This is a genomic window from Xanthobacter autotrophicus (assembly GCF_005871085.1).
In the GTDB taxonomy this organism is placed as follows: domain Bacteria; phylum Pseudomonadota; class Alphaproteobacteria; order Rhizobiales; family Xanthobacteraceae; genus Xanthobacter; species Xanthobacter autotrophicus.
In genome coordinates this window covers 306,687-327,535 of the sequence record NZ_VAUP01000031.1, presented here as the reverse complement: position 1 = coordinate 327,535, position 20,849 = coordinate 306,687, and the positions used below count along the sequence as shown (strand labels likewise).

The window sequence follows — 20,849 nt, the reverse complement described above, 5'->3', positions numbered from 1 at the left end:
TTTGCCAGGCCGTCGGGTCTTGCAGAGCCGGTTCCGATCAGGTGGGCCCCACCGACCGGATCGGAGCCGCCTCTCCCCAGAATAGAGAACGCGGATGGACCGGCTTGCGATGCATGCCGGCCAGCGATTTGCTCTAGCACACCGTCACAGGCTGCGCTGCATTGCAACTCAGCTACGCTGCGTCGCACCAAATAAATCTGGGCATGGTAACCCGGCCGCCACAACGGGGGAGCGGCGCCGGCGCAGGTAGCCCTGTCCCGGCCGCGGGGCGTCCACGGGAAACTTGCCATCCATTAACCGCGACGCAACCATATTGCCGCCCAGTAGAGGCCTATCGGTGAGGTGAGGCGGCGGCAGAAGGACGCGCGCCGGGGAGGAAGGCTTGGCCATGGCTCAAACGACCTGCATGCGTGCCCTGAAGGGTGCCCTCAACGGGACCGTCAAGGGCGTCTGCGTCGCCGGGCTCGCGCTCGCGCTCGCGGCGCTGATCACGCCGGCACGGGCGCAGGCCCAGACCACGGGCTCCATCTTCGGCTTCCCGCCGCTGAGCCAGCCCCAGGCGGCGCAGGCGAACGGCGGCCATCCGCTGATGACGCCCCAGGCGCTGGCGGACGCCCAGGCCAATTTCCCCGCCTGCATCGCCAATCTGTGGCCGCTGGCCCAGTCGAAGGGCGTCTCCCGGCGTACCTTCGAGCGCTACACGGCCAACCTCGAACCCCAGATGAAAATCATGGAGTTCATGGACAGCCAGCCGGAATTCTCCAAGCCCATCGGCGCCTATGTGAACATGCTCGTCACCGAGACGCGCGTGAAGAAGGGCCGGGAGATCCTGGAGCGCTACAAGCCCATCTTCGACCGGATGGAAAAGGCCTATGGCGTGGACCGCTATGCGGTGACGGCCATCTGGGGCATCGAATCCACCTATGGCGACCCGGACGGCATCGGCCGGCGCAACGTGCTGGACTCCACCGCCACGTTGGCCTGCATCGGCCGGCGGCAGGATTATTTCCGCGACGAATTCATCGCCACCCTCCAGATCCTGGAGAAGGACGATGTGCCCTACGACCACCTGAAGGGCTCATGGGCCGGCGCGTTCGGCCCCACCCAGTTCATGCCCACCTCGTTCCAGCGCTTCGCCGTGGACTTCGACGGCGACGGCAAGCGCAACGTGGTGGATTCCATCCCCGACATCATCGCCTCCACCGCCAACAACCTGAAGCTGGACGGCTGGGAGTTCGGCAAGGCCTGGGGTTATGAGGTGGTGCTGCCGCAGGGCTTCGACTACCGCAACGCCAACCGCTCCATCAAGCGCACGCTGGGCGAGTGGAATTCCATGGGCCTGCGCCGGCCCAGCGGCGTCGCCTTCCCCCGCGCCGGGGAGACCGCCTACCTGCTGTTGCCCGCCGGCGCCAACGGCCCGGCGTTCCTGATGATGAAGAATTTCGACGCCATCCTGAAATACAACCCGGCCGACGCCTACGCCCTCGCCATCGGGCACCTGGCGGACCGGCTGCGGGGCGGCGGCACCTTCGCCCAGTCCTGGCCGAAGGAGGAGCGCGGCCTCTCCAAGGCCGAGCGGCAGGAAATCCAGTCCCGCCTCGCCCAGATGGGCTACGACATCGGCAATGTGGACGGCATCCTGGGCCAGAAGTCCCGCGTGGCCATCCAGGATTATCAGGTGCGCTCGGGCGCGCTGCCCGACGGCTACCCCGACTTGCAACTGCTCCAGCAGATGCGGCGCTGAGCGGCCCGCGCTTCCCCTGAAACGAAAAACCCGCCGGTGCGAGCCGGCGGGTTTTCTTTGGCCTCATGCCGGGGCCGGGCCCCTCACCCCAGCCCGATGCGGTAGCTCTGGGGGAACGGGGTGCCGGCCATGTCCACCGGCGCCAGCGGCCGGGCGGCGGGGCGCTTCAGCACCCGTTTGACGATCTCCGGGATCATCACGGAGCCCACATAGCGGCCGAGGCACTCGTGGTGGCCGTAGCCGAAATGCAGGTAGGTGTGGAACGGCCGGTCGGGCCGGAACGCCTCCGGGTCCGGCACGAAGTCGGGATCGAACATGGCGGACAGGCTCAGCGGCAGCACCACCGTGCCCTTGCCGATCACCTTCTCCCGGTCGGTGCCCTGGGCAATGGTGATGGTGGAAGCCGCCTCCCGGAACATGAAGGCGACAATGGGCGAGAAGCGCAGCGCCTCCCACACATAACCGTCGAAGGCGGCATCGTTCCCCGCTTCCGCCGTCGCGCGCGCGCCGGCCAGCGCCTCGGGACGGGCGAACAGCTCGGCCAGGGCGTTGACGACCGCTTCCGCCGTGGTCTCGATGGCGCCGATGAGCAGTCCGCCCACATTGATCACCACCCGGTCCATGCCGAAATGGTCGGCCGCCGGCAGGTTCAGGCTCAGGATGCGGGTCAGGCTGTCGTCGGGGGCGGTGCCGGCCTTGATCTCGGCGATGCGCGCCGGGATCAGCTGGGCGAACAGGGTGCGCAGCTTCACCCGCGAATCTTCCGCCGCCTGGTGGATGGCCTCGGCGTCGGGGCGGTCGTCGTAGGGCAGGTTGTTGAACTGGTCCATCTGGTTGGCATAGGACCAGTCGAGCAGGTCCTGGTCCGGCCCGTGGATGCCGAAGCAGCGCTGCACGATGCGCATGGGCACGTGGCGGGCGAGCTGCTGCACTGCCTCGATCTCGCAGCCGGCGGCGTCCAGCGCCGTGTCCGCCACCTCCGCCGCGATGGCGCGGATCTTCGGCAGGTCGTCCCAGGCGAGGATGGCGCGCATCACCGACTTGTCGCGGTAATTCACGATGGTTTCGTCCATGGCCAGCATGAAGTCGCCCATCTTGGGCTTGTAGAGATCCACCGTGAACACCTTGGGGAGCGAGAGCACCTCGATCACGTCGGCGCGCTTGGCGACCAGCGTCACCTCGCTGGTCTCATAGATGGGGGCGTGGGCGCGCAGCTCGGCGAAGAAGGCGCGCGCCTCGTTGGCGATGAAATCGCGGGCGAGCGGCCAGCGCTCGGCCGGCCGCAGGGCCGCGAGGCGGTCGAGCAGGGGCGTCGGCGAGGCCCTGTTGCCCTCAGTGGCGGCGGACATCCGGCCCCTCCAGGATCTTGAGATATTCGATGATGGCGGTGCGATCGTCCGGCGAGAGCTTCGCCACCGAGGGGTCGGGGAAGGCGTGGCCCCGGTTGGAATTGCCCGCAAGGTTGGTGTCGAACAGGAACAGGCCTTCGCGCTCCTTCTCGGTGAAGGCGTCGGGCGAGGAGACGAAGCCCAGCTTCTGGGTATCGAGCTGTTTTGCGCCCACATAGAAGCGGGCGGGCCGCTCGTCCTCGGGCGACAGCAGGTCGTAGACGGTGGGCACCGAGCCATTGTGCAGGAACGGCCCCGTCGCCCACACGCCGGCGAGCGGGCCGGCCTTGTAGCTCGCGGGCGTCAGCCAGCCGGACTGGGGCGCGGTGCTGCCGGGGGCGAAGCGCCAGCCGTACCACTGCTTGCGCGCATCTCCGGTGATGCCCTGGGCGCGCAGGCTGTTCTCGGTGATGACGGTGACCGCCGCCAGCAGCACGGCGCCGGCCGGCACCTGCCCGTCGGACAGGTGCGGCGCGTTGGCCACCAGCGGGCCCAGCACGCCGGGCTTGGCGAAGCGGCCGGTGAAATTGGTGAGCATCTTGGGGTCGGTCTTCACCTTGGCGATGTCCACCATGGAGACCGCCAGCCACTGGCGCCCGCCCTCGGTATCCGCGGCAGGGGTGAAGCGATACTCGGGACCGCCATGGCAACCGGAGCAATGGGTCTTGAACAGCTCGGCGCCGCGCTTCGCCTTGGCGGCGTCCACCTTGCCCAGCTCTTTTTCCGGCCACGGCGGCGGCTTCAGGTCCGCCACCCAAGCCTCCAGCGCCACCAGATTACCGGGCAATGCGGTGGAGGCGAAGGCGCCGGGATTGCCGTTGGCAAAACTGGTGTGGCCGAACACGCCCAGCACCTCGCCCAGGTTGCGCCCGAGCGGATTGCCGGCCACGCCGTTCCACTGCACGTAGCGCTGGGCCGGGGTGGTCCACAGGAAGGGATAGCTCACCGGCGCGTCGGGCATGCGGAAGTTGGCGGGCTCGCCGAGGGCGTCGGCGGCCACCGCATTGAGGATATGGCCGAACGCGTCGAGCCGGCCGCGCCCGTAGGGCACCGGCGTCCAGGACGCGGCCTCGAGCCGGCGGATCTCGGCGGCGGTGGCCTCCAGCGCCGGGCGGATCTGCTTGGGATCGGCGGCCACGAGGCGCGCGGCGAAGCGCTGGAACTTGGCGGGATCGGCCAAGGTATTGTCGAGGGCGCGGCTCAGGCGCTTCATGAACAGCTGGTAGTCGGCAAGGGCGGCGCCGCCATCGATGCGGATGCGCACGCCATTGGCCTCGATATCGGCGGTATGGCAGGCGGCGCAGGTCATGCCCACGCTGGGGCCCAGCGCTCCGCCGGGCCGCGGGTCCTTCACGAAGCCGATGGGCAAGCTGTCCGGATTGAGCTGCGAGGGGCCGTCCGCCGGCAGGAAGCCCATTTCGGCGATGTGCGCCGGATCGAGGAAGAGCTTGTCGGAGAGCGGCTGCTCCAGCGCCCGCAGGAACACATAGGGCAGGAGCTGCGAGCCCTGAGAGGTATAGTAGAACTGCTCGCGCAGGCTGTCCGACCAGCCCTGGTCGAGCACCTTCGGCGGCCCGGCCTGCTCCACCGCCTGCCTCCGCGACATGATCGCGTCGGTGGCCGCCGCAAGGCCCAGAAAGCCCGCGACGCCCGCGAGCACGAACAGACCCTTTCGCCCCAGCATCTTCTCCCCCAAAGCTTGTTGCGGGTCTTCATACGCCCGCACATGCGCCGGTCCGAAACCGGTGCCTCACCCCCGTGAAGCTTCAGCTCGGCCGGCGCAGAATGTCCGCAATCGAGACCGGCGTCAGCCGCCGATCTCAAGAACCTCGCGCGCCCGCATGTCAGGCGAGCGACAGCTCACACCCACTCCGGCTCACACCAGCGACAGGTCGAGACTTTCGCGCAAGCGGGCCACCAGCTCGCCCTGGCGGTTGGTGTCGGTCTTCTCGTACAGCGCCTTCAGCTGGCTGCGCACCGTGGACATGGCCACGCTGCGCTGCTGGGCGAAATCGGCGAGCGAGGCCCCCACCGCCAGCGCTGCGCCGAGCGCGGCTTCCGACGGGGTGAGGCGGAAGGTGGTCTGCAGCCGGCGCGCCACGTCGGTACCGCTGCGGCCCGGTGCCCGCACCACCACCGCGATCTGCGAGCGGGTGGCGAGCTTCACATTGCCCGTGCCCAGCGGCAGCGGATGCAGCGACACCCGGTAGGGGCCGCTGTCCGAATTCGGGCGCGGCACTTCCATGTGCTCGGCGTGGGGCAGGTTCGCTTCGCCCCGGGCCGCGGCCAGCGCCAGCGCCACCGCCGCCGCCACCTGCCGCGAGGCGCGGTCGTCGCGGAAGGCGAGCTTGCCGCCGCGCAGGGCGATGTCGCCCTCCTTCACCATGGCGTCGCCCGCCATGTTGACGTGGGCCACGCGCATGTCGGCGTCCACCAGGAAGATGCCGGCATCGACGATGTCGAGTGCGGCGGCGATGTCGCCCACCTTGGCCTTCGCCTCGTCGAGCAGCGCGTACAATTCAAAGGCCCGGCGCAGGTGCGGCACCACGAGGCCCAGCTTCTGCTTCTCGGGCGCGCCGAACGCCCCCTGCCCCCGCCCGCGCATGGCGCACACGGTGGCCATCACGTCCGCCTCCTGCGCGAAGTAGGAGACCAGCGAATGTTCGAGGTCCATGGGCTCCACCACCTCGCGGAACATGGCGGTGGCGCGGAACTGGTCGGGGTCCACCCCGTCCTCGCCGCAGATGATGCGGCCGGGGTTGGAGAGGATGTACGACAGGCGCGGGTCTTCCGTGGCGTGGCGGTACAGGAAGGTCTTGTAGTCCTGCGGGTCGTGGCCCCACACGCGCCAGGTGGGCTTGCGCTGCTGCTTGAGGCTGAACACCGCGAGCTGGCCGACGCGGCCGTCCACGAAGCGTGTCACCCCCTCCAGCAGGATGCCCCACTGCTGGGGATCGCCGCTGAGTTCGTACACGTCGCCGATGAGGCGGGAATATTGATCAAGATCGCCCATGTCCGTCCCATTTCCGCGCATCGCCGCGTCCGGCCGGGCCGGAAGGACGAAACGCTCAGATCCGTTGGACCGCCATGGCTCATCCCCGCGAGAGCCAGAGGCGCGCTGGCACCCTCAATTCTCGCCGACAGGCAAGGAAGAGGGCGAACGGTAGCGCCCAAGACGCCACCCGATGCCGCCGTCGCCGGAGCGGTCACGCTCCTTGATCGCAGCATTGCACAACCGTCTCAGGCTGCAAGACGGCGGATGGGTGGGTCATCCCCCATTCGCGGGATGCTGCCCCATGGGGCTCCATGCTGCCCTAAGGGAGAAGGGCAAGGGCAACAAGAACAGCGTGAAGAACCGAATGACATTTGGAAGGTCCATGGAAATGTGTGCGGGGGGAGAGGATCCGCGCCCGTCGCGCCACGAGGCGATCGGGGAGCGTGTGCGTGCCCTGGCGCTGGAATCGGGCGCCCGCCCCGCCGATCACGGCTTCGGCTTCATGTTTCCCGCCTTGTGCGGGCCGGCCCATCGCCTGGCGCCGGAGCCGCGCACCCTGAAGGACCTCGCGCGCCTCGCCTCGGTCATGGCCGAGCCGCAGGACACGCTCCAGGACAGCCCACCGCCGCCGCGTGTCCGGTCGGCCGGCGATGGCGATCTGCCGGCCGCCTATACCTATCTGGTCGAATTCCTGCGCAACGATCTCATTTGGGAGCGGCGCACGCCCGACGAGGCGGGCCTTGGCCCCGATGCCCTCGCGCCGCTCTCCTCCCTCGCCGGCCTTTTGAACCGACGCTCGGGCGGGCTTGACCTCGACAGCGTCTATGATGCCCCGCGCGACCCCCAGGCGGTGCGGCGCATGCTGGTCGGCACCCTGTCGCCCAGGCCCAAGGACTGCCCCCATGGGCGGCCGCCGCGCACGGGCCCGGGCAACGACCTGCCGCGCCATCCCCGCAGCCCCGAACCCGGCCGCGACCGCGCCCCGCGCATGAGCGATGCCCGCAACGACGAGCAGCTGATTCTCAGCCAGCTGCACGTGGCCTTCCTCAAGGCCCACAACGCCCTCATCGCCTCCGGCCTGTCGTTCGAAGCGGCCCGGCGCGCACTGCGCCGCCGCTTCCAGTGGATGGTGCTGTTCGACCTGCTGCCAAAGCTCGTGGCGCCGGATGTTCTCGAAAATGTGATGGAAGACGGCCCCCGGCTGTGGCGCGTGGAGCGCCCCGCCGCCCTGTTCATGCCGGTGGAACTGTCCGCCGCCGCCCTTGTGCTGGCCCCGTCCATGCGCCGGCCGAGCTATGACTACAATGTCCATTTCCGCAACGTGGAACACGGCGCGCTGGCGACGCGCAACGTGCTCGCCGGCGGCCGGCACGGGCCGGAGACCCTGCCGGAGCACCATGTGATTTCCTGGGGGGGCTTCCTGCCCCTGGCCGCCGAGGCTCCGCAGCGGGCGCGGCGGCTCGACACCCTCATCTGCGGCGCGCCCGAAAGCGTGGAAGCGCTCGCCACCCGCCATCTCCTGCGCGGCTTCCGGCTCGGCCTGCCCACCGGGCAGGCGCTGGCGCGACACATGGGCCTCAAGCCCCTGAAAGACGACACCCTGCTCGCCGCCCTGCCGGACCATCAGCGCGTCGCCGCCCTGCCGTTCTGCGAGGCAACGCCGCTGTGGTTCTACATTCTCGCGGAGGCCGGCGATCCCGAAGGTCCCGCCGGCCGGCACCTCGGTCCGGTGGGCAGCCGGATCGTGGCCGAGGCCCTGTGGACGCTCGCCCGCCATTCGGATGCATCCATCCTCGCGCCGGGCACCCTGCCCGACTTCGCGCGCTTCTCCCTGGGCGACCTCATCCTGCTCGCCGCGGAGGAGGACCGGCTCTGACCTTTGGACAGGGCCAACACCGCACGCGAACGGCTAAGCTTTATAAATTCCGCACGGACCTAGGAAAACCTCCCGGCCCCGGTCAAAGACCGGGGCCGTTTCATTGTACGGCGCGCTCTTCTTCACACGACAGATCCCGCCTTCCGCCGGACGCACCGCGACGGCGAATCTTCTGGTCCACGTCACGACGCCCCCGAGTTGCAGCGCATCATGAGGAGGATGAGCCTGGGCGACTGGTCCGCACCGTGGTGAGGCAAAAGCTCTGAAGAGTCCAAGCAAAACCCGGTAGTATGATGCCTCACTCTGCTTAACTTGCAGGCATCTACTTTCAAATCGCAAAAAGTTCGAAGAAATCAGGTGACAGCTCCGCGCCGGTCCGCATAGGTTTGCGTTGCGGCAATTCTGCGGAAGAGGGCGCTTCCCATGGATAGCTTGGATCTTCTGGACGGTCAGGCACGGGCGGTCGGAAACGGCCTTGGTCAAGAACCCGAAGCTGTTGCCGTTATCGGAATCGGCTGTCGTTTCCCCGGTGGCATCACGAGCGCGGACGGATACTGGTCCTTCCTGCTCGGAAAACGATGCGGAATTCGCGAAATACCGGCGGACCGCTGGAATGTCCGCAATTATTACGATCCAGACCCCGAGAGCGCCGGGCGCTCCTATTCCAAGTGGGGCGGATTCCTGTCGGGCGACGTCTTCAACTTCGATCCGGCCTTCTTCGACATGGCCCCGCGCGAAGTCATGCTGATGGACCCCCAGCAGCGCCTGCTGCTGCAGGTGGCTTACGAATCCATCGAGGATTCCGGCGTGCCGCTGCGCACCCTGCAACGCCAGCGCGCCGGCGTGTTCGTGGGCATCTCCACCTCCGACTTCAGCTACAGCCAGCGCTACCGGCGGGTCGCCACCGACATCTTCGCCGGCACCGGCTCGGCCTATTCCATCGCGGCCAACCGCATCTCCCACCGGCTCGACCTGAAGGGGCCGAGCATCGCGCTCGATACCGCCTGCTCCTCGGCCCTGGTGGCGGTGGACCAGGCCATGCGCCACCTCGCCATGGGCACCTGCGACGTGGCGCTGGCCGGCGGCGTCAACCTGATGCTGGACCCCGGCCCGTTCGTGGCCTTCGCCAGTGCCAACATGCTGTCGGCCACCGGCAAGATCTATACGTTCGACGCCCGCGCCGACGGCTTCGTGCGCGGCGAGGGCTGCGGCATCGTGGTACTGAAGCCGCTGGCCCGCGCCGTGGCCGACGGCGACCGCATCTATGCGGTGATCCGCGGCTCCGCGGTGAACCAGGACGGCCGCACCCCCACCCTCACCGCCCCCAGCGACGTGGCCCAGACCGCCATGCTGGAAAGCCTGGTGGGCCACGCCAACATCGATCCCGAAGACGTGGGCTACGTGGAGGCGCACGGCACCGGGACCCCGGTGGGCGACCCCATCGAGGCCAGCGCCATCGGCCGCGTGTTCGGCGCCGGCCGCGTGGACCGGCCGGTGCTGGTGGGCTCGTTCAAGCCCAATCTGGGCCATCTGGAATCCGCCTCCGGCGTGGCCGGGCTGATCAAGATCGTGCTGTCCACCCATCACGGCATCGTGCCGCCCAACCTCAATTTCGAGACCCCCAACCCGACCATTCCGTTCGATGCGCTGGGCCTGTCCGTCCCGGTGGAGCCCACCCCCTATTCGAGCGAGCACGACGTACGCCTCGCGGTGGTGAATTCCTTCGGCTTCGGCGGCACCAATGCCTCGGTGGCGGTGGAAAGCTTCCACGGCGGCAAGCGGCCCCGTGCAGACATGCGTGCCGACTTGCGCGCCCGGCCGGCACCCGCCGAAGGCCCGGTGTTCATCCCGCTCTCGGCCAACGGCAAGGCCGCCCTCGGCCTGTGGGCGGAAGAACTCGCCGACGCGGTGGATGAGGGCGGCACCCTCGCCGAAGTCCCCTACGAGACCCTGGCCAGCGCCCTCAAGACCAGCCGCGACCACCTGACCGAGCGGGCCGCGATCCTCGCCGATCCGCAGGCGCAGGATCTGCCGCTGAAGCTGCGCACCCTCGCGCTGGGCGCCGACGCGCCGGCCAACGAGGCCATCGCGCCCTATATCATCACCGGCCGCGCCAAGCCGCGGCGCCTCGCCTTCACCTTCTCGGGCCAGGGCGGCCAGTGGTGGGCCATGGCCCGCAAGCTGCTCACCGAAGACAAGACCTACCGCGCCTTCGTCGAGACCTTCGACGAGGCGCTGAAGCCCTATACCGGCTGGTCGGTGATCGAGGAGATCACCCGCGACGAGGCCACCACCCGCATCAACGACGCGGACGTGACCCAGGCCGCCATCTTCTCCAACCAGGTGGGCCTCTACCGCATGTGGCGGGAGCGCGGGCTCACCCCGGAACTGCTGGTGGGCCACAGCTTCGGCGAGGTGGCGGCAACCCATATCGCCGGCTGCATTGACCTCGATACCTGCGCCAAAATCATTTATCACCGCGGCCTCATCCCCCACGGCAGCACGCGGCGCGGCGCCATGGCGACGCTCGGCGTCACCTATGATCAGCTCGCCCCCCTGCTTCCGGCGGACGAGAGCGTGGTGGTCGCGGCCTATAATGGCCCCACCGCCCAGACCATCTCCGGCATGGAAGCGCCCGTGGTGGCGTTGCTGGAAGAGGTGAAGCGGCTTTATCCGGATGTCACCGCCCGCCGCCTCACCATGGATTTCGGCTGGCATTCGCCCCACCTCGATGATTGCGAGGCGAAGTTCCGCGAAGGCCTCGGCGAGATTTCCTGGAAGACGCCGGCCTTCCCCATCGTCTCCACCGTCACCGGCATGCTGGAGACCTGCTTCGACAGCGAATACTGGTGGCAGAACCTGCGCCAGGCGGTAAGCTACAAGAAAGCCATCGATTTTTGCCTGGATCTGGGCATCGATGCCTTTCTTGAACTGGGGCCGCACCGCACCGTTACCCCGCTGATCCACGGCATCGCCCAGGAGCGCAACGCCTCCGTGGTGGCTGTGTCCTCGCTGGAGCGGCAGGGCGACGACCGCCTGGTGATGGCCCGCTCGCTGGCGAGCCTCTATGTGAACGGCGTATCCTTCGACTGGAGCGAGAGCGACACCGGCGCCGAGGAACATCTGCCCCTGCCGCGTCGGCCGTGGGTGAACGAGCGCCTGGTGCAGTTGCCGCTGGAAGCGCGGCAATTCCTGTTCGACAGCGACCGCCACCCGCTCCTGGGCTGGCGCGAGATCGGGCCGGAGCCGGCCTGGACCAACGAGATCACCCTCAAGAGCGCCAAATATCTCGCCGACCATCGTCCCGGCGGGGACTGCCTGTTCCCGACTGTCGGCTATCTGGAAATGATGACGGGCGCCCTGCGCGAGCTGTTCGGCGAAGCCCCGGTGGAGCTGCGCGACTTCCGCATCCACGAGGCCCTGTCCATCGGCGGTGACGACGTGGTGCTGCTGCGCACCTCGTATGATCCCGCCACCAGCCGGCTGCGCATCTCCTCCATGAAGCGCGACACCGAGGAAGACTGGCGGCTGCGCGTGGAGGCCTATGGCTGGCAGCATGCCTTCGCCGTGCCGCCGGCCAGCTTCGACCCGGCCATCCTCGCGACCCGGCCGGCCATCGAGCGCGAGGATTTCTATCGCCTCACCGCCCGCCACGGGCTCGATTACGGCCCGACCTTCCAGGCCGTGCAGGCCCTGTGGCTCGCCGGGCCGCGCCACGCGGTGGCGCGCATCTCCAGCGCCGATGCCGCCAAACGCGACGGCTTCATCGCCTTCCCCGGCCTGTTCGACAGCGTGCTCCAGTCCGGCCTCGTGCTGGAGGACGTGGACCTTGGCCTGTGGATCCCCGGCGAACCGCTCCCCGACGAGGAGAGCGTCGCCGGCAAGTACAAGCTCATGCTGCCGGTGGGCATCCGCAAGGTGATGGTGGCGGGCCCCCTGCCGCCGGAAGTCATCTGCGAATTCTTCACCGATCCCGCCGACGACACCGGCATCTACCGCGTCTACGCGCTCGACGGCACGCCGCTGCTCTCGGTGGAGAACCTCAAGGTCAAGACCCTTGGCGCCCTGAAGGCGAACGCCGGTGACGGCGGCTCCGTGGTGATCGAGGAAACCTTCGAGACCGTGGCGCCCAAGGCCGACACCCCGGTGAGGCTGGGTCGCTGGCTGGTGCTGTCGGGTGATCCAGCGACCACCGAGCCGCTCGCCTCCGCCCTCGTGGCATCGGGCGCCATCGTGGAAACCCTGGCACCGGACATCTTCACCGCCATGCAGGCGGAGGACGCCACCCGCTTGATCGAACAGCGGCTCGCCGCGCCCGAGGGCCTCACCGGCATCGTCTATGCGGCGACGGCGGGGGTCGAGCTGGGACCCGAGGCGGAGCTGTCCACCGAGCGCCTGGTGGCGGCGGTGGAAGCGGCCTCCTTCGGCCTCGTCACGGTGGGCCAGGTGCTGGACCGCCTGCGCACCGCGCCCAGCCGGCCGGCCCTCGTGGTGATCGGCCGCGCCAGCCGCCTGATCCCCGGCGACGGGCCCATGGCGACGGAAGGCCTCGCCGATTCCGCCCTGCTCGGCCTGTCGCGGACGCTCGCCAACGAGTGCCCGGAATTCGCCGTCCGCCATGTGGACGCCGACGCCGCCGCCTTCAGCGAGGGCATGGCCCTGGCCCAGGCGGTGCTGGAGGAGAGCGACGAGGCGGAAATCATCCTGCGCGGCACCGAACGGACCGTGCCGCGCCTGCGGCAGGGCCCGCTCAACAGCCTTGCGCCGCGCCGGCGCACCATCACCAAGAGCGCCGACCCCGCCAACTTCACCGTGACGATGACCAGCCCCGGCCTCATCGACAATGTGGTGGTGCGCGAGTGTCCCTACCCGACCCCCAAGGCGGGCGAGGTGGTGGTGGAAGTGGCCGCCGTGGGCCTCAACTTCCGCGACATCATGGCTGCCACCGGCATCCTGCCGGACGAGGCCGAGGGCGAAGGCGCCTGGTGGCGCAATCTCGGCCTGGAATTCGCCGGCACCGTGCGCTCCACCGGCGAAGCCATCACCGCCTTCAAGGTCGGCGACCGGGTGATGGGCATGGGCAAGGGCTTCCTGCGCCGGTTCGCCGCCGCCGACGCCCGCTTCCTCATGCATGTGCCCGACGACGTGGCGCTGGAAGACGCCGCCACCCTGCCGGCCGCCTTCATGACCGCCCATTATTCGCTGGTGGACATCGGCCGGCTCGAACCCGACGAGAAGGTTCTGGTGCACCTCGCCACCGGCGGCGTGGGCCTTGCCGCCATCCAGGTGGCGCGGGACATCGGCGCCGAAATCCTCGCCTCCGCCGGCTCCGACGCCAAGCGCAACTTCCTGCGCGACCTCGGCATCACCCATGTGATGAACTCGCGCAGCCTCGAATTCTCCGAAGGCGTCCGGGCCGCCACCGGCGGGCGCGGCGTGGATGTGGTGCTGAACGCTTTGTCGGGCGCCGGCATCGACAAGGGGCTGGAGTGCCTTGCGCCCTTCGGCCGCTTCGTGGAAATCGGCAAGCGCGATCTCGCCCAGGACAAGCCCATCGGGCTGAAGTCGCTCTATTACAACAACTCCTATTCGGTCATCGACCTCTCCACCATCGCCGACGAGCGCCCCGCGCGCCTGTCGTCCCTGCTGCGGGCGGTGGAGGCCAAGGTGGCGCAGGGCCTGTATCGGCCCCTCGTCGCCACGCGCTTCCCGGTGTCCCGGGCGGCGGAGGCCATGCGCCTGTTCTCCAAGGCGCAGCATCTGGGCAAGGTGGTGCTCACCTTCGACGAACCCGCCATCGAGGTGGAAGTCGACCTCAACCAGACCATGCGCTTCTCGGGGGAGGCGAGCTATCTCGTCACCGGCGGCCTGCGCGGCTTCGGCGTGGCGGTGGCGGACTTCCTCAGCCGGCAGGGCGCCGGGCGGTTGCTGCTGTGCGGCCGCAACGGCACCCCCGACGCGGATTCCGAGCCGGTCCTCGCCGCCATCGCGGCGCGCGGCACCGAAATCGTCCCCATCGCCCTCGACGTGACCGACGCTGACGCCGTGGACGCGCTGATCGCCGCCCACGCCAAGTCGGACAAGCCGCTCAAGGGCATCGTCCACGGCGCGGCGGTGATCCAGGACGGCTTCGTCAGCCAGCTCGACGAAGGCCAGATCTCCCGCGTCATCCGCCCCAAGGCGGGCGGCGCCTGGAGCCTGCACCGCGCGGTGACCCGGCACGGGGCGGACCTCGACTTCTTCGTCAGCTTCTCGTCGCTGGCACAGGTCATCGGCAGCCCCGGACAGGCCAATTACACGGCGGCCAATTCCGTGCTCAACGGCATGGGCTCGTTCCGCAAGAGCCGCGGCCTTGCCGGCTCGGCGGCGGCCTGGGGTTCCATCGCCGGCTCGGGCTTCGTCGCCCGCTCCGAAGCGCTGGGCAATTATCTTGAAAGCATCGGCATGAAGCCGGTGCCGGACACGGAGGCCGCAGCCTCCCTCGGCACGCTCCTGCGCGCCGAGGACGAGAATCTCGGCTTCGCCCGCGCCGACTGGGCGGCCATCTCGCGCGCTCTGGCGCGCACCGCCGGAACCGCCCGCGTGAAGCCGCTTCTGGCCCAGCGCACCGGCGGTCGCTCGCGCATCCAGGCCGAGCTGCTCGCCGCCCCGCGCGAGGCGTGGGACGGCATGCTGGCCGACCTTATCCGCGGCGAGGTGGCGAAGGTCCTGAAGGTGTCGCCCAACGACATCCCGTCCGACCGCCGCCTGTCGGAACTCGGCCTCGACTCCTTGTCCTCGTTCGAATTGAAGAACCGCATCGAGGCCCATGTGGATGTGAACATCCCGGTGGCCAAATTCCTCCAGACCCCCACCGTCACCGGCCTGTCCGGCGTGGTGGCGGCCACTTTCGAGGCCACCCAGAAGGCCCGGGCCGCCACCGCCGCCGCGCTGGCCGACGGCGGTGGTGGCGTCGGCGGCGCAGGCGGCGGCACGGTGTTCCGTCCGCTGGTGAGGCAGGAGGCGGTCATCGCCCTCGGCGGCCGGCCCATGACCTCCGGCATCACCCGCGCGGCGCTGGAGGTCGCGGCCTCCCGCGCCATCGATCCCACGCTCGATTTCGAGACGCTGGCGCAGGCGCTCGCCGCCCTGGCTTCGGCCGAGGACGCCCTCAAGCTCACCGGCACGGCGTCGGGTGAGATCGTGGCCGGCGAAGCCCCGGACCTCGAGTGGATCACCGACGCCTCCGGCCTTGCCCCGGTCACCCAGCCGGGGCCGCTCTGGCGGTTCGGGCTCTCCAAGGCGGCGGACGGCGCCCTCACGCTCCATGCGCGGGCCCACCGCGCAGCGGCGGATTCCCTCTCGCCCCACCTCGCGCTCGCCGCCCTCGTGGCGGCGGCTAAGGCAACGCCCGCGCCGGGCACGCCCTTTGCCGCCTTCGCCGCGGCGGAACGGCCCGTGGACGGCACCATGGCCCTTGCCGGGCACATGGCCTTCTGGAAGGAAATGCTGCGCACCCCGCCGGCCGCCCTGCCGAGCCTTGGCCGCACGCTCGCATCCGCGCCCACGGGCTTCGGCCTCAATCGCGGCGCGGTGGGCCATTTCGACGCCACCCTGACCGTACCAGGCTTCGACGCGCTGTCCGCGCCGGACCAGGAAGCGCTCCTCATCGCCGCGCTGGGCCGTGCGCTGGCCGCCGGCTCCGGCATCGACCGGGCGCTGGTGGAATGCCATGACCCAGCCCGGCGGGAGGTCCCCGCGACCCTGATCGGTCCCGTGGGCACGGGCATGCCGGTGCTGCTGGACCGCCTCGACGCCCCCGCCGACTGGCTGATCCGCCGGGCCCGCCAGCGGCTCGCCGCCGCGCGCAGCCACCGGGCGCTGGACACGGCGGCCGTGGAAGCCCTGCTGGCGGACCGCCTCAACGCCGCCGGCGCGGCGCTCCGACAGGTGGGCTTCGCCTTTATCGACGCGGACGGCGCGGCTCGGGCCAAGGCCCTCGGCATCGCCGAGCCGCTGGCGGCCCTCACCGATCCGTTCAACGAGCTGCGGCTCGACGCGACGGCGGACGGCGCAAGCCTCAAGCTGCGGCTCGCCCTCGACACCGCCGCCTTCCCGACCGAAGTCGGGCGCGCCCTCCTCGACGCCATCGCCACCGCCGTGGCGGAGCTCTCCGGCACGCCGGCGACGATGGGACCAGCCACCTGGCACGGATCCACGGGAACAGCCCGCCGCGCGGCGGCCGCGGCCCCCCTGCCGCCTCCCGTCGTGGCGGCCCCCGCGACCCCCGGCCTGACCCCCGCCGGCGAACGGCAGGTTCCGCTTTCCGTCAAGCAGAACAACGTTCTGCGGTCCCTGATGAAGCCGGGGACCAACCACGCCTACCGGGTGTTCTGGTCCATCGGCCGCGCCTTCCGCATCGCCCCCCGCGCCGATATCGATCGCCTGCGCCGGGCCCTGAAGCTGGTGGAGGAGCGGCAGGAATCCCTGCGCACCCGCTTCGTGGTGGACAACGACGGGCAACCCCGCGCCCTCATCCTGCCGTGCGGCGAGCCGCCCCTGGTGGTGGAGGACATGCCCGGGGCCGATGCCGCGGCCGTGCAGGCGCGCCTGTCGGCCCTGCTGGACTCCCCGCTCGACCCCTTCGCGGAGGCGCCTTACCGCGTCACCGTGCTGCGCGGCGGCGAAGACGGCGACGTGGTGGTGGCTCAGGGCCATCACCTCATCTTCGACGGCTGGGCGCTGGGTGTCTTCGTGGAGGAAGTGTTCCAGGCCTTCCTCGGCATTCCGCTTGGCCCCCCCGAGATGACCGTCGAACAGTATGTGAACGAGTTCGACCGGGCGACGGACCCCGTCTTCATGGCCGAGCGCGAAGCCTATGTGCGCGAGCTTTACGGGGCCAATCCGCCGCCGCTGCCGAATTTCGGCCGCAAGGCGAAGGGCCTCGCGCCCAACCTCGACCGCACCCAGGCCGGTCCGGGCGGCGAGATCTTCGCCTTCCTCAACGCCACCGGGCACGAAAGGGTGCAGACCCGCGCCCGCCGGATCGGCATCACCGAGACCTCGCTCCTCAACGCCGCCGTGGCCCAGGCCATCGCCGTGCGCGGCGGGGTGGAGGACGTGATCCTCAACATCCCGGCGGCCATGCGGACCGACCGCCGGCTGAACAACTTCGTGGGCTGGGTGCACGGCTCCACCCTGCTGCGCGCCCCCGGCGGGGCGGTCGCCGATCTCGACGTGCTCGGCGTGATGCTGTCGGACCAGCTCAACCGGGCCCTCGTCTACACCCCGTTCGAATTCTGCTTCCTCGACGGCGACCTGCACGACGATCTGGTGGCCAAAGGCTCCTATCTGGCGCTCTTCGTCAGCGGCATGCAGACGCCGGACCGCTTCGCCCGGGGGGCCACCACCTCCGCGCTCCAGCGTCAGGGCAAGACGGAGGAACTGGACCTCGGTCTCATCAAGGTGGCGCCGCTTTCGGCCAAGCTGCTGCGCTACGCCATCAACGAGATCGACCTCAGGTCCTTCCAGAGCGCGGATGGTCTGGCCTATCGTCTCGGCTACGACACCACGGCGCTGACGGCGGCGGAAGGACTGGAGCTCGTCGCCGACGTGCTCGATCGCCTGGGTGTCGGCCCCGATGGCTGCGAAGCCATCGTGGACACCGACGCGGAGGAGAAGAACGCGTGAGACAGGCCGCCAGCGCCCGCACGGGCCCCCCCCTTGCGGCGGCGGAGGGGATGCGGTGAAACCGCAACCTCTTCCCCCCGCCCTGACCGAGACGGACTATTCCGCAGGGTGGCGCCGTCTTGCCGTCGTGCTCGCCCTCGCCGTGGTGGCGGGGGCCCTGCTCGGCTACTGGTACGTGGTGCCGCGCACCGCCGCCTGGCATGCGGTGCAGGCGCGCCCCATGAGCCTTGAAATCAACGGTCCCGGCCTGCTCGACGCCATCAATCGCGTGGTGGTGACGAGCCGCATCCAGGGCTTCCTGAAATCCATCGAGGTGGACCGCAACGACGTGGTGAAGCGCGGCCAGGTGCTGGCGCGGCTGGAATCCGTCGACCTCCAGAACCAGCTCGCCACCGCCGAGGCGCAGGCGAGCGCCGCCGCCCTCGGCATCACCGGGAGCGAGAGCGAACGGGCCCGCGCCAAGGCCGGCTTCGACCGGGCCAAGATCGAGTTCGAGCGGCGCACCACGCTTGCCCGCACCAATGTCATCTCGCCCGCCGAGCTGACCACCGCCGAATCCAACTTCCTGCAGGCCCAGGCGGACATGGCCCGCGCCGACGCCGCCATCGAGCGCTCGAAGGCGGAACTGCTCGCCCAGCAGGCCAACGTGAAGGTGCTGGAGGCCCGGCTCGCCGATGCCACCATCACCGCCCCGCTGGACGGCGTGGTCATCTCCCGCGAGCGCAATCCCGGCGACCTGCTGTTGCCCGGCGCCAACCTGATGCAGGTGGTAGAGTTGTCCACCATCATCATCTCCGCGCGCTTCGACGAATCCGCCCGCTCCGCCATCAGGCCGGGCCAGCCGGCGCGCATCCGCTTCGCCTCCGACCCCACGCGGGTATGGACCGGGCAGGTGCTGCGCCTGTCCCGGCAGGTGGACCAGGAGACCCGCGAGTTCACCATCGACATCACCCTCGATGCCCTGCCCGAGAGCTGGGCCATCGGGCAACGCGCCAATGTGGCGGTGGAGGCGCAATCCCCGGCAGTGGCCATCGGCGTGCCGGAGACCTTCGTGACCCGCCGCGACGGGCGCGCCGGGGTCTGGCTGGCGCGGTCCGGCCGGGCGACCTGGACGCCGGTGTCGCTCGGCTATACCAGCGGAACGAACATCGAGGTCTCCCGCGGCCTCAAGGCCGGCGACGTGGTGCTCTCACCGGTCGGCCGCTATGCGTTCGAGCCGGTCGATCTCGGCGAAGAGGTGCCCTGAGGCGGGTGGCGGAGGCGGAGGCCCATGAACATCGCCCTCAAGGACATGCGGTTCTCGATGCTGCGCTTCGCCCTAACGGCGGTGGGCATCGGCCTCCTGTTGGGGGCGACCATGGGCATGATCGGGCTCTATCGCGGCATCGTCCACGAGGCGCTGCTCATCATCAACGACGTGGGCGCCGACCTGTGGGTGGTGGAGGGCGGCCGCTCCGGCCCCTTCGCCGAGACCTCCGCCGTGCCCTCCAGCCTCGACCGCCGGGTGGAAGGGGTGCCGGGGGTGGCCGCCACCCGCCGCTTCATCCAGTACAACCAGCAATACGACATCAACGGCAAGAGCGTGCGCCTCGCCGTCACCGGCATCGACTATCCCAAGGATTCCGGAAGCTGGATCCCGCTCATCGACGGCAGGCTGTTCCGCTCCACCCGCTACGAGGCCATCGCCGACCAGACCACCGGCCTTCTGGTGGGCGACGTGATCCGCCTCGGCCACGATGATTACACCGTGGTGGGCCTGACCAAGGGCCAGGTGGACATGGGCGGCGACGGCATGTTCTTCGTCACCATCCCGGACTCGCAGGCGATCAACCGGGTGCTGCCCTCCGAGGCCATCCTGCTGAACCGGGTGGCCAAGGGCCGCTCGCGCATGGGCCTCGGCGACGGCGGCGCGCTGGCGGCGGTGATGGTGGAGCTGAAGCCCAATGCCGACCCGCAATTGGTGAAGGCCCAGATCAAGGCCTGGGGCGACGTGGAGGTGCTGACCAAGGAGGAGGAGCGCTCCATGCTGCTCGACGGGCGGCTGTGGCGCCTCCGGGTGCAGATCCTCGCCTTCACCGCCATGACGCTTCTGGTGGCGGGCTCCATCATCGCGCTCACGATCTACATGCTGACCCTGGAGAAAATCAACCAGATCGCTCTGCTGAAGCTCATCGGGGCGCGGGACCGGGTCATCATCGGCCTGATCGTGCAGCAGGCCCTGTGGATCGCTGTGCTTGGCTTCTCGGTGGCTCTGCTCATCTCCTTCACGATCTATCCCCATTTCCCGCGCACCGTGCTTCTGGTGTCGGAGGACCTCGCGGGTATCGGGGGGGCGCTTCTGGTGATCAGCCTTGGCGCGAGCTGGTTCGCCATCCGGCGGGCCATGAAGGTCCGGGCGCAGGAGGTGCTGGCGTGACCGCTCAATTCTGGCCCAGCCATGTGGTGATGGAGGTGCGCAACGCCTCGAAGACCTACCTTTCCGGGGCCAACGAGGTGCGCGCTCTTACCGACATGACGCTGGCGCTGAAATCCGGCGAGCTGACCGGCATCGTCGGCCCGTCCGGATCAGGCAAGACCACCTTCCTGATGATCGCCGGCCTGCTGGAGCCGCCCACCAACGGCACCGTGCACTTCCGCGACCAGCCGATCGCCAACGCCGCGACCCGCCTCAACAATTTGCGCGACTTCCGCCGCACCCATGTGGGCTTCATCTTCCAGAAGGCGAACCTGATCCCCTTCCTCACCGCGGTGGAGAATGTGCAGATCGCCCTTGAGATCAACGACGTGCGGCCCAAGCAGGCGAAGGCGCGGGCGCGGGAGCTTCTGGCCCAGTTCGGCCTCGACCACCGGGAGAACAATTACCCCTCCCAATTGTCCGGCGGCGAGCAGCAGCGCGTGTCCATCGCGAGGGCGCTCGCCAACGATCCCGTCATGCTGCTGGCGGACGAGCCCACGGCGGCGCTGGACGGCTCGCGCGGACGGCAGGTGATGGAGGTGTTCCGCACGCTCGCCGACGTGCACCGGGTGGCGGTGTGCGTGGTCACCCACGATCCGCGCTGGTCCGACATCTTCGACCGCATCGTGGAGATGAGCGACGGCCGCGTGGTGGAAGTCCGCCCCGGCGGCGCCATGAAGGCGCGGCTGCAGGTGTGAGACCATTGCCCCGTGAGCTTTGCT

The 20,849-nt window shown here is 69.4% G+C and carries 9 protein-coding genes; 6 read left to right on the top strand and 3 right to left on the bottom strand.

All coding sequences use genetic code 11. The features are described from left to right. Positions 1-388 precede the first annotated feature (388 nt). On the top strand, positions 389-1,744 hold the full coding sequence (locus FBQ73_RS15470; protein ID WP_138400375.1) for a lytic murein transglycosylase: 1,356 nt from the start codon (positions 389-391) through the stop codon (positions 1,742-1,744). A gap of 83 nt (positions 1,745-1,827) precedes the next feature. On the opposite strand, the gene FBQ73_RS15465 is transcribed toward FBQ73_RS15470, so the two are convergent. From FBQ73_RS15465 to FBQ73_RS15455, 3 genes are all read right to left on the bottom strand, one after another. After that, positions 1,828-3,093 carry a cytochrome P450 gene (locus tag FBQ73_RS15465; protein ID WP_138400374.1) on the bottom strand — a complete coding sequence of 422 codons (1,266 nt, stop codon included), beginning with the start codon at positions 3,091-3,093 and terminating at the stop codon, positions 1,828-1,830. Further along, complete coding sequence (locus tag FBQ73_RS15460) at positions 3,077-4,816, bottom strand: di-heme-cytochrome C peroxidase (RefSeq protein WP_138400373.1); 1,740 nt, start codon at positions 4,814-4,816, stop codon at positions 3,077-3,079. The genes FBQ73_RS15465 and FBQ73_RS15460 overlap by 17 nt, the downstream gene beginning before the upstream one ends. Positions 4,817-5,008: 192 nt before the next feature. Continuing rightward, a complete protein-coding gene (locus FBQ73_RS15455) occupies positions 5,009-6,145 on the bottom strand; it encodes a helix-turn-helix transcriptional regulator (RefSeq protein ID WP_138400372.1) in 1,137 nt (378 codons plus the stop codon). A 364-nt stretch (positions 6,146-6,509) separates the two neighbouring features. On the opposite strand from FBQ73_RS15455, the gene FBQ73_RS15450 reads away from it, so the two are divergent. The 5 genes from FBQ73_RS15450 (at position 6,510) to FBQ73_RS15430 (ending at position 20,825) form a co-directional block, all read left to right on the top strand. After that, positions 6,510-8,003, top strand: coding sequence for a peroxidase family protein (locus FBQ73_RS15450; protein WP_138400371.1), 1,494 nt, complete (start codon positions 6,510-6,512; stop codon positions 8,001-8,003). Positions 8,004-8,426: 423 nt separating this feature from the next. Beyond that, a complete protein-coding gene (locus tag FBQ73_RS15445; RefSeq protein WP_138400370.1) occupies positions 8,427-17,672 on the top strand; it encodes a type I polyketide synthase in 9,246 nt (3,081 codons plus the stop codon). A 55-nt stretch (positions 17,673-17,727) separates the two neighbouring features. After that, positions 17,728-18,918, top strand: coding sequence for an efflux RND transporter periplasmic adaptor subunit (locus FBQ73_RS15440; RefSeq protein WP_170218918.1), 1,191 nt, complete (start codon positions 17,728-17,730; stop codon positions 18,916-18,918). Positions 18,919-18,942: 24 nt separating this feature from the next. Further along, positions 18,943-20,088 (top strand): ABC transporter permease, encoded by a 1,146-nt coding sequence (locus FBQ73_RS15435; RefSeq protein WP_138400368.1) that lies wholly within the window; start codon positions 18,943-18,945, stop codon positions 20,086-20,088. After that, positions 20,085-20,825 carry an ABC transporter ATP-binding protein gene (locus tag FBQ73_RS15430; protein WP_138400367.1) on the top strand — a complete coding sequence of 247 codons (741 nt, stop codon included), beginning with the start codon at positions 20,085-20,087 and terminating at the stop codon, positions 20,823-20,825. Before FBQ73_RS15435 ends, FBQ73_RS15430 begins: the two co-directional genes overlap by 4 nt. Positions 20,826-20,849 lie beyond the last annotated feature (24 nt).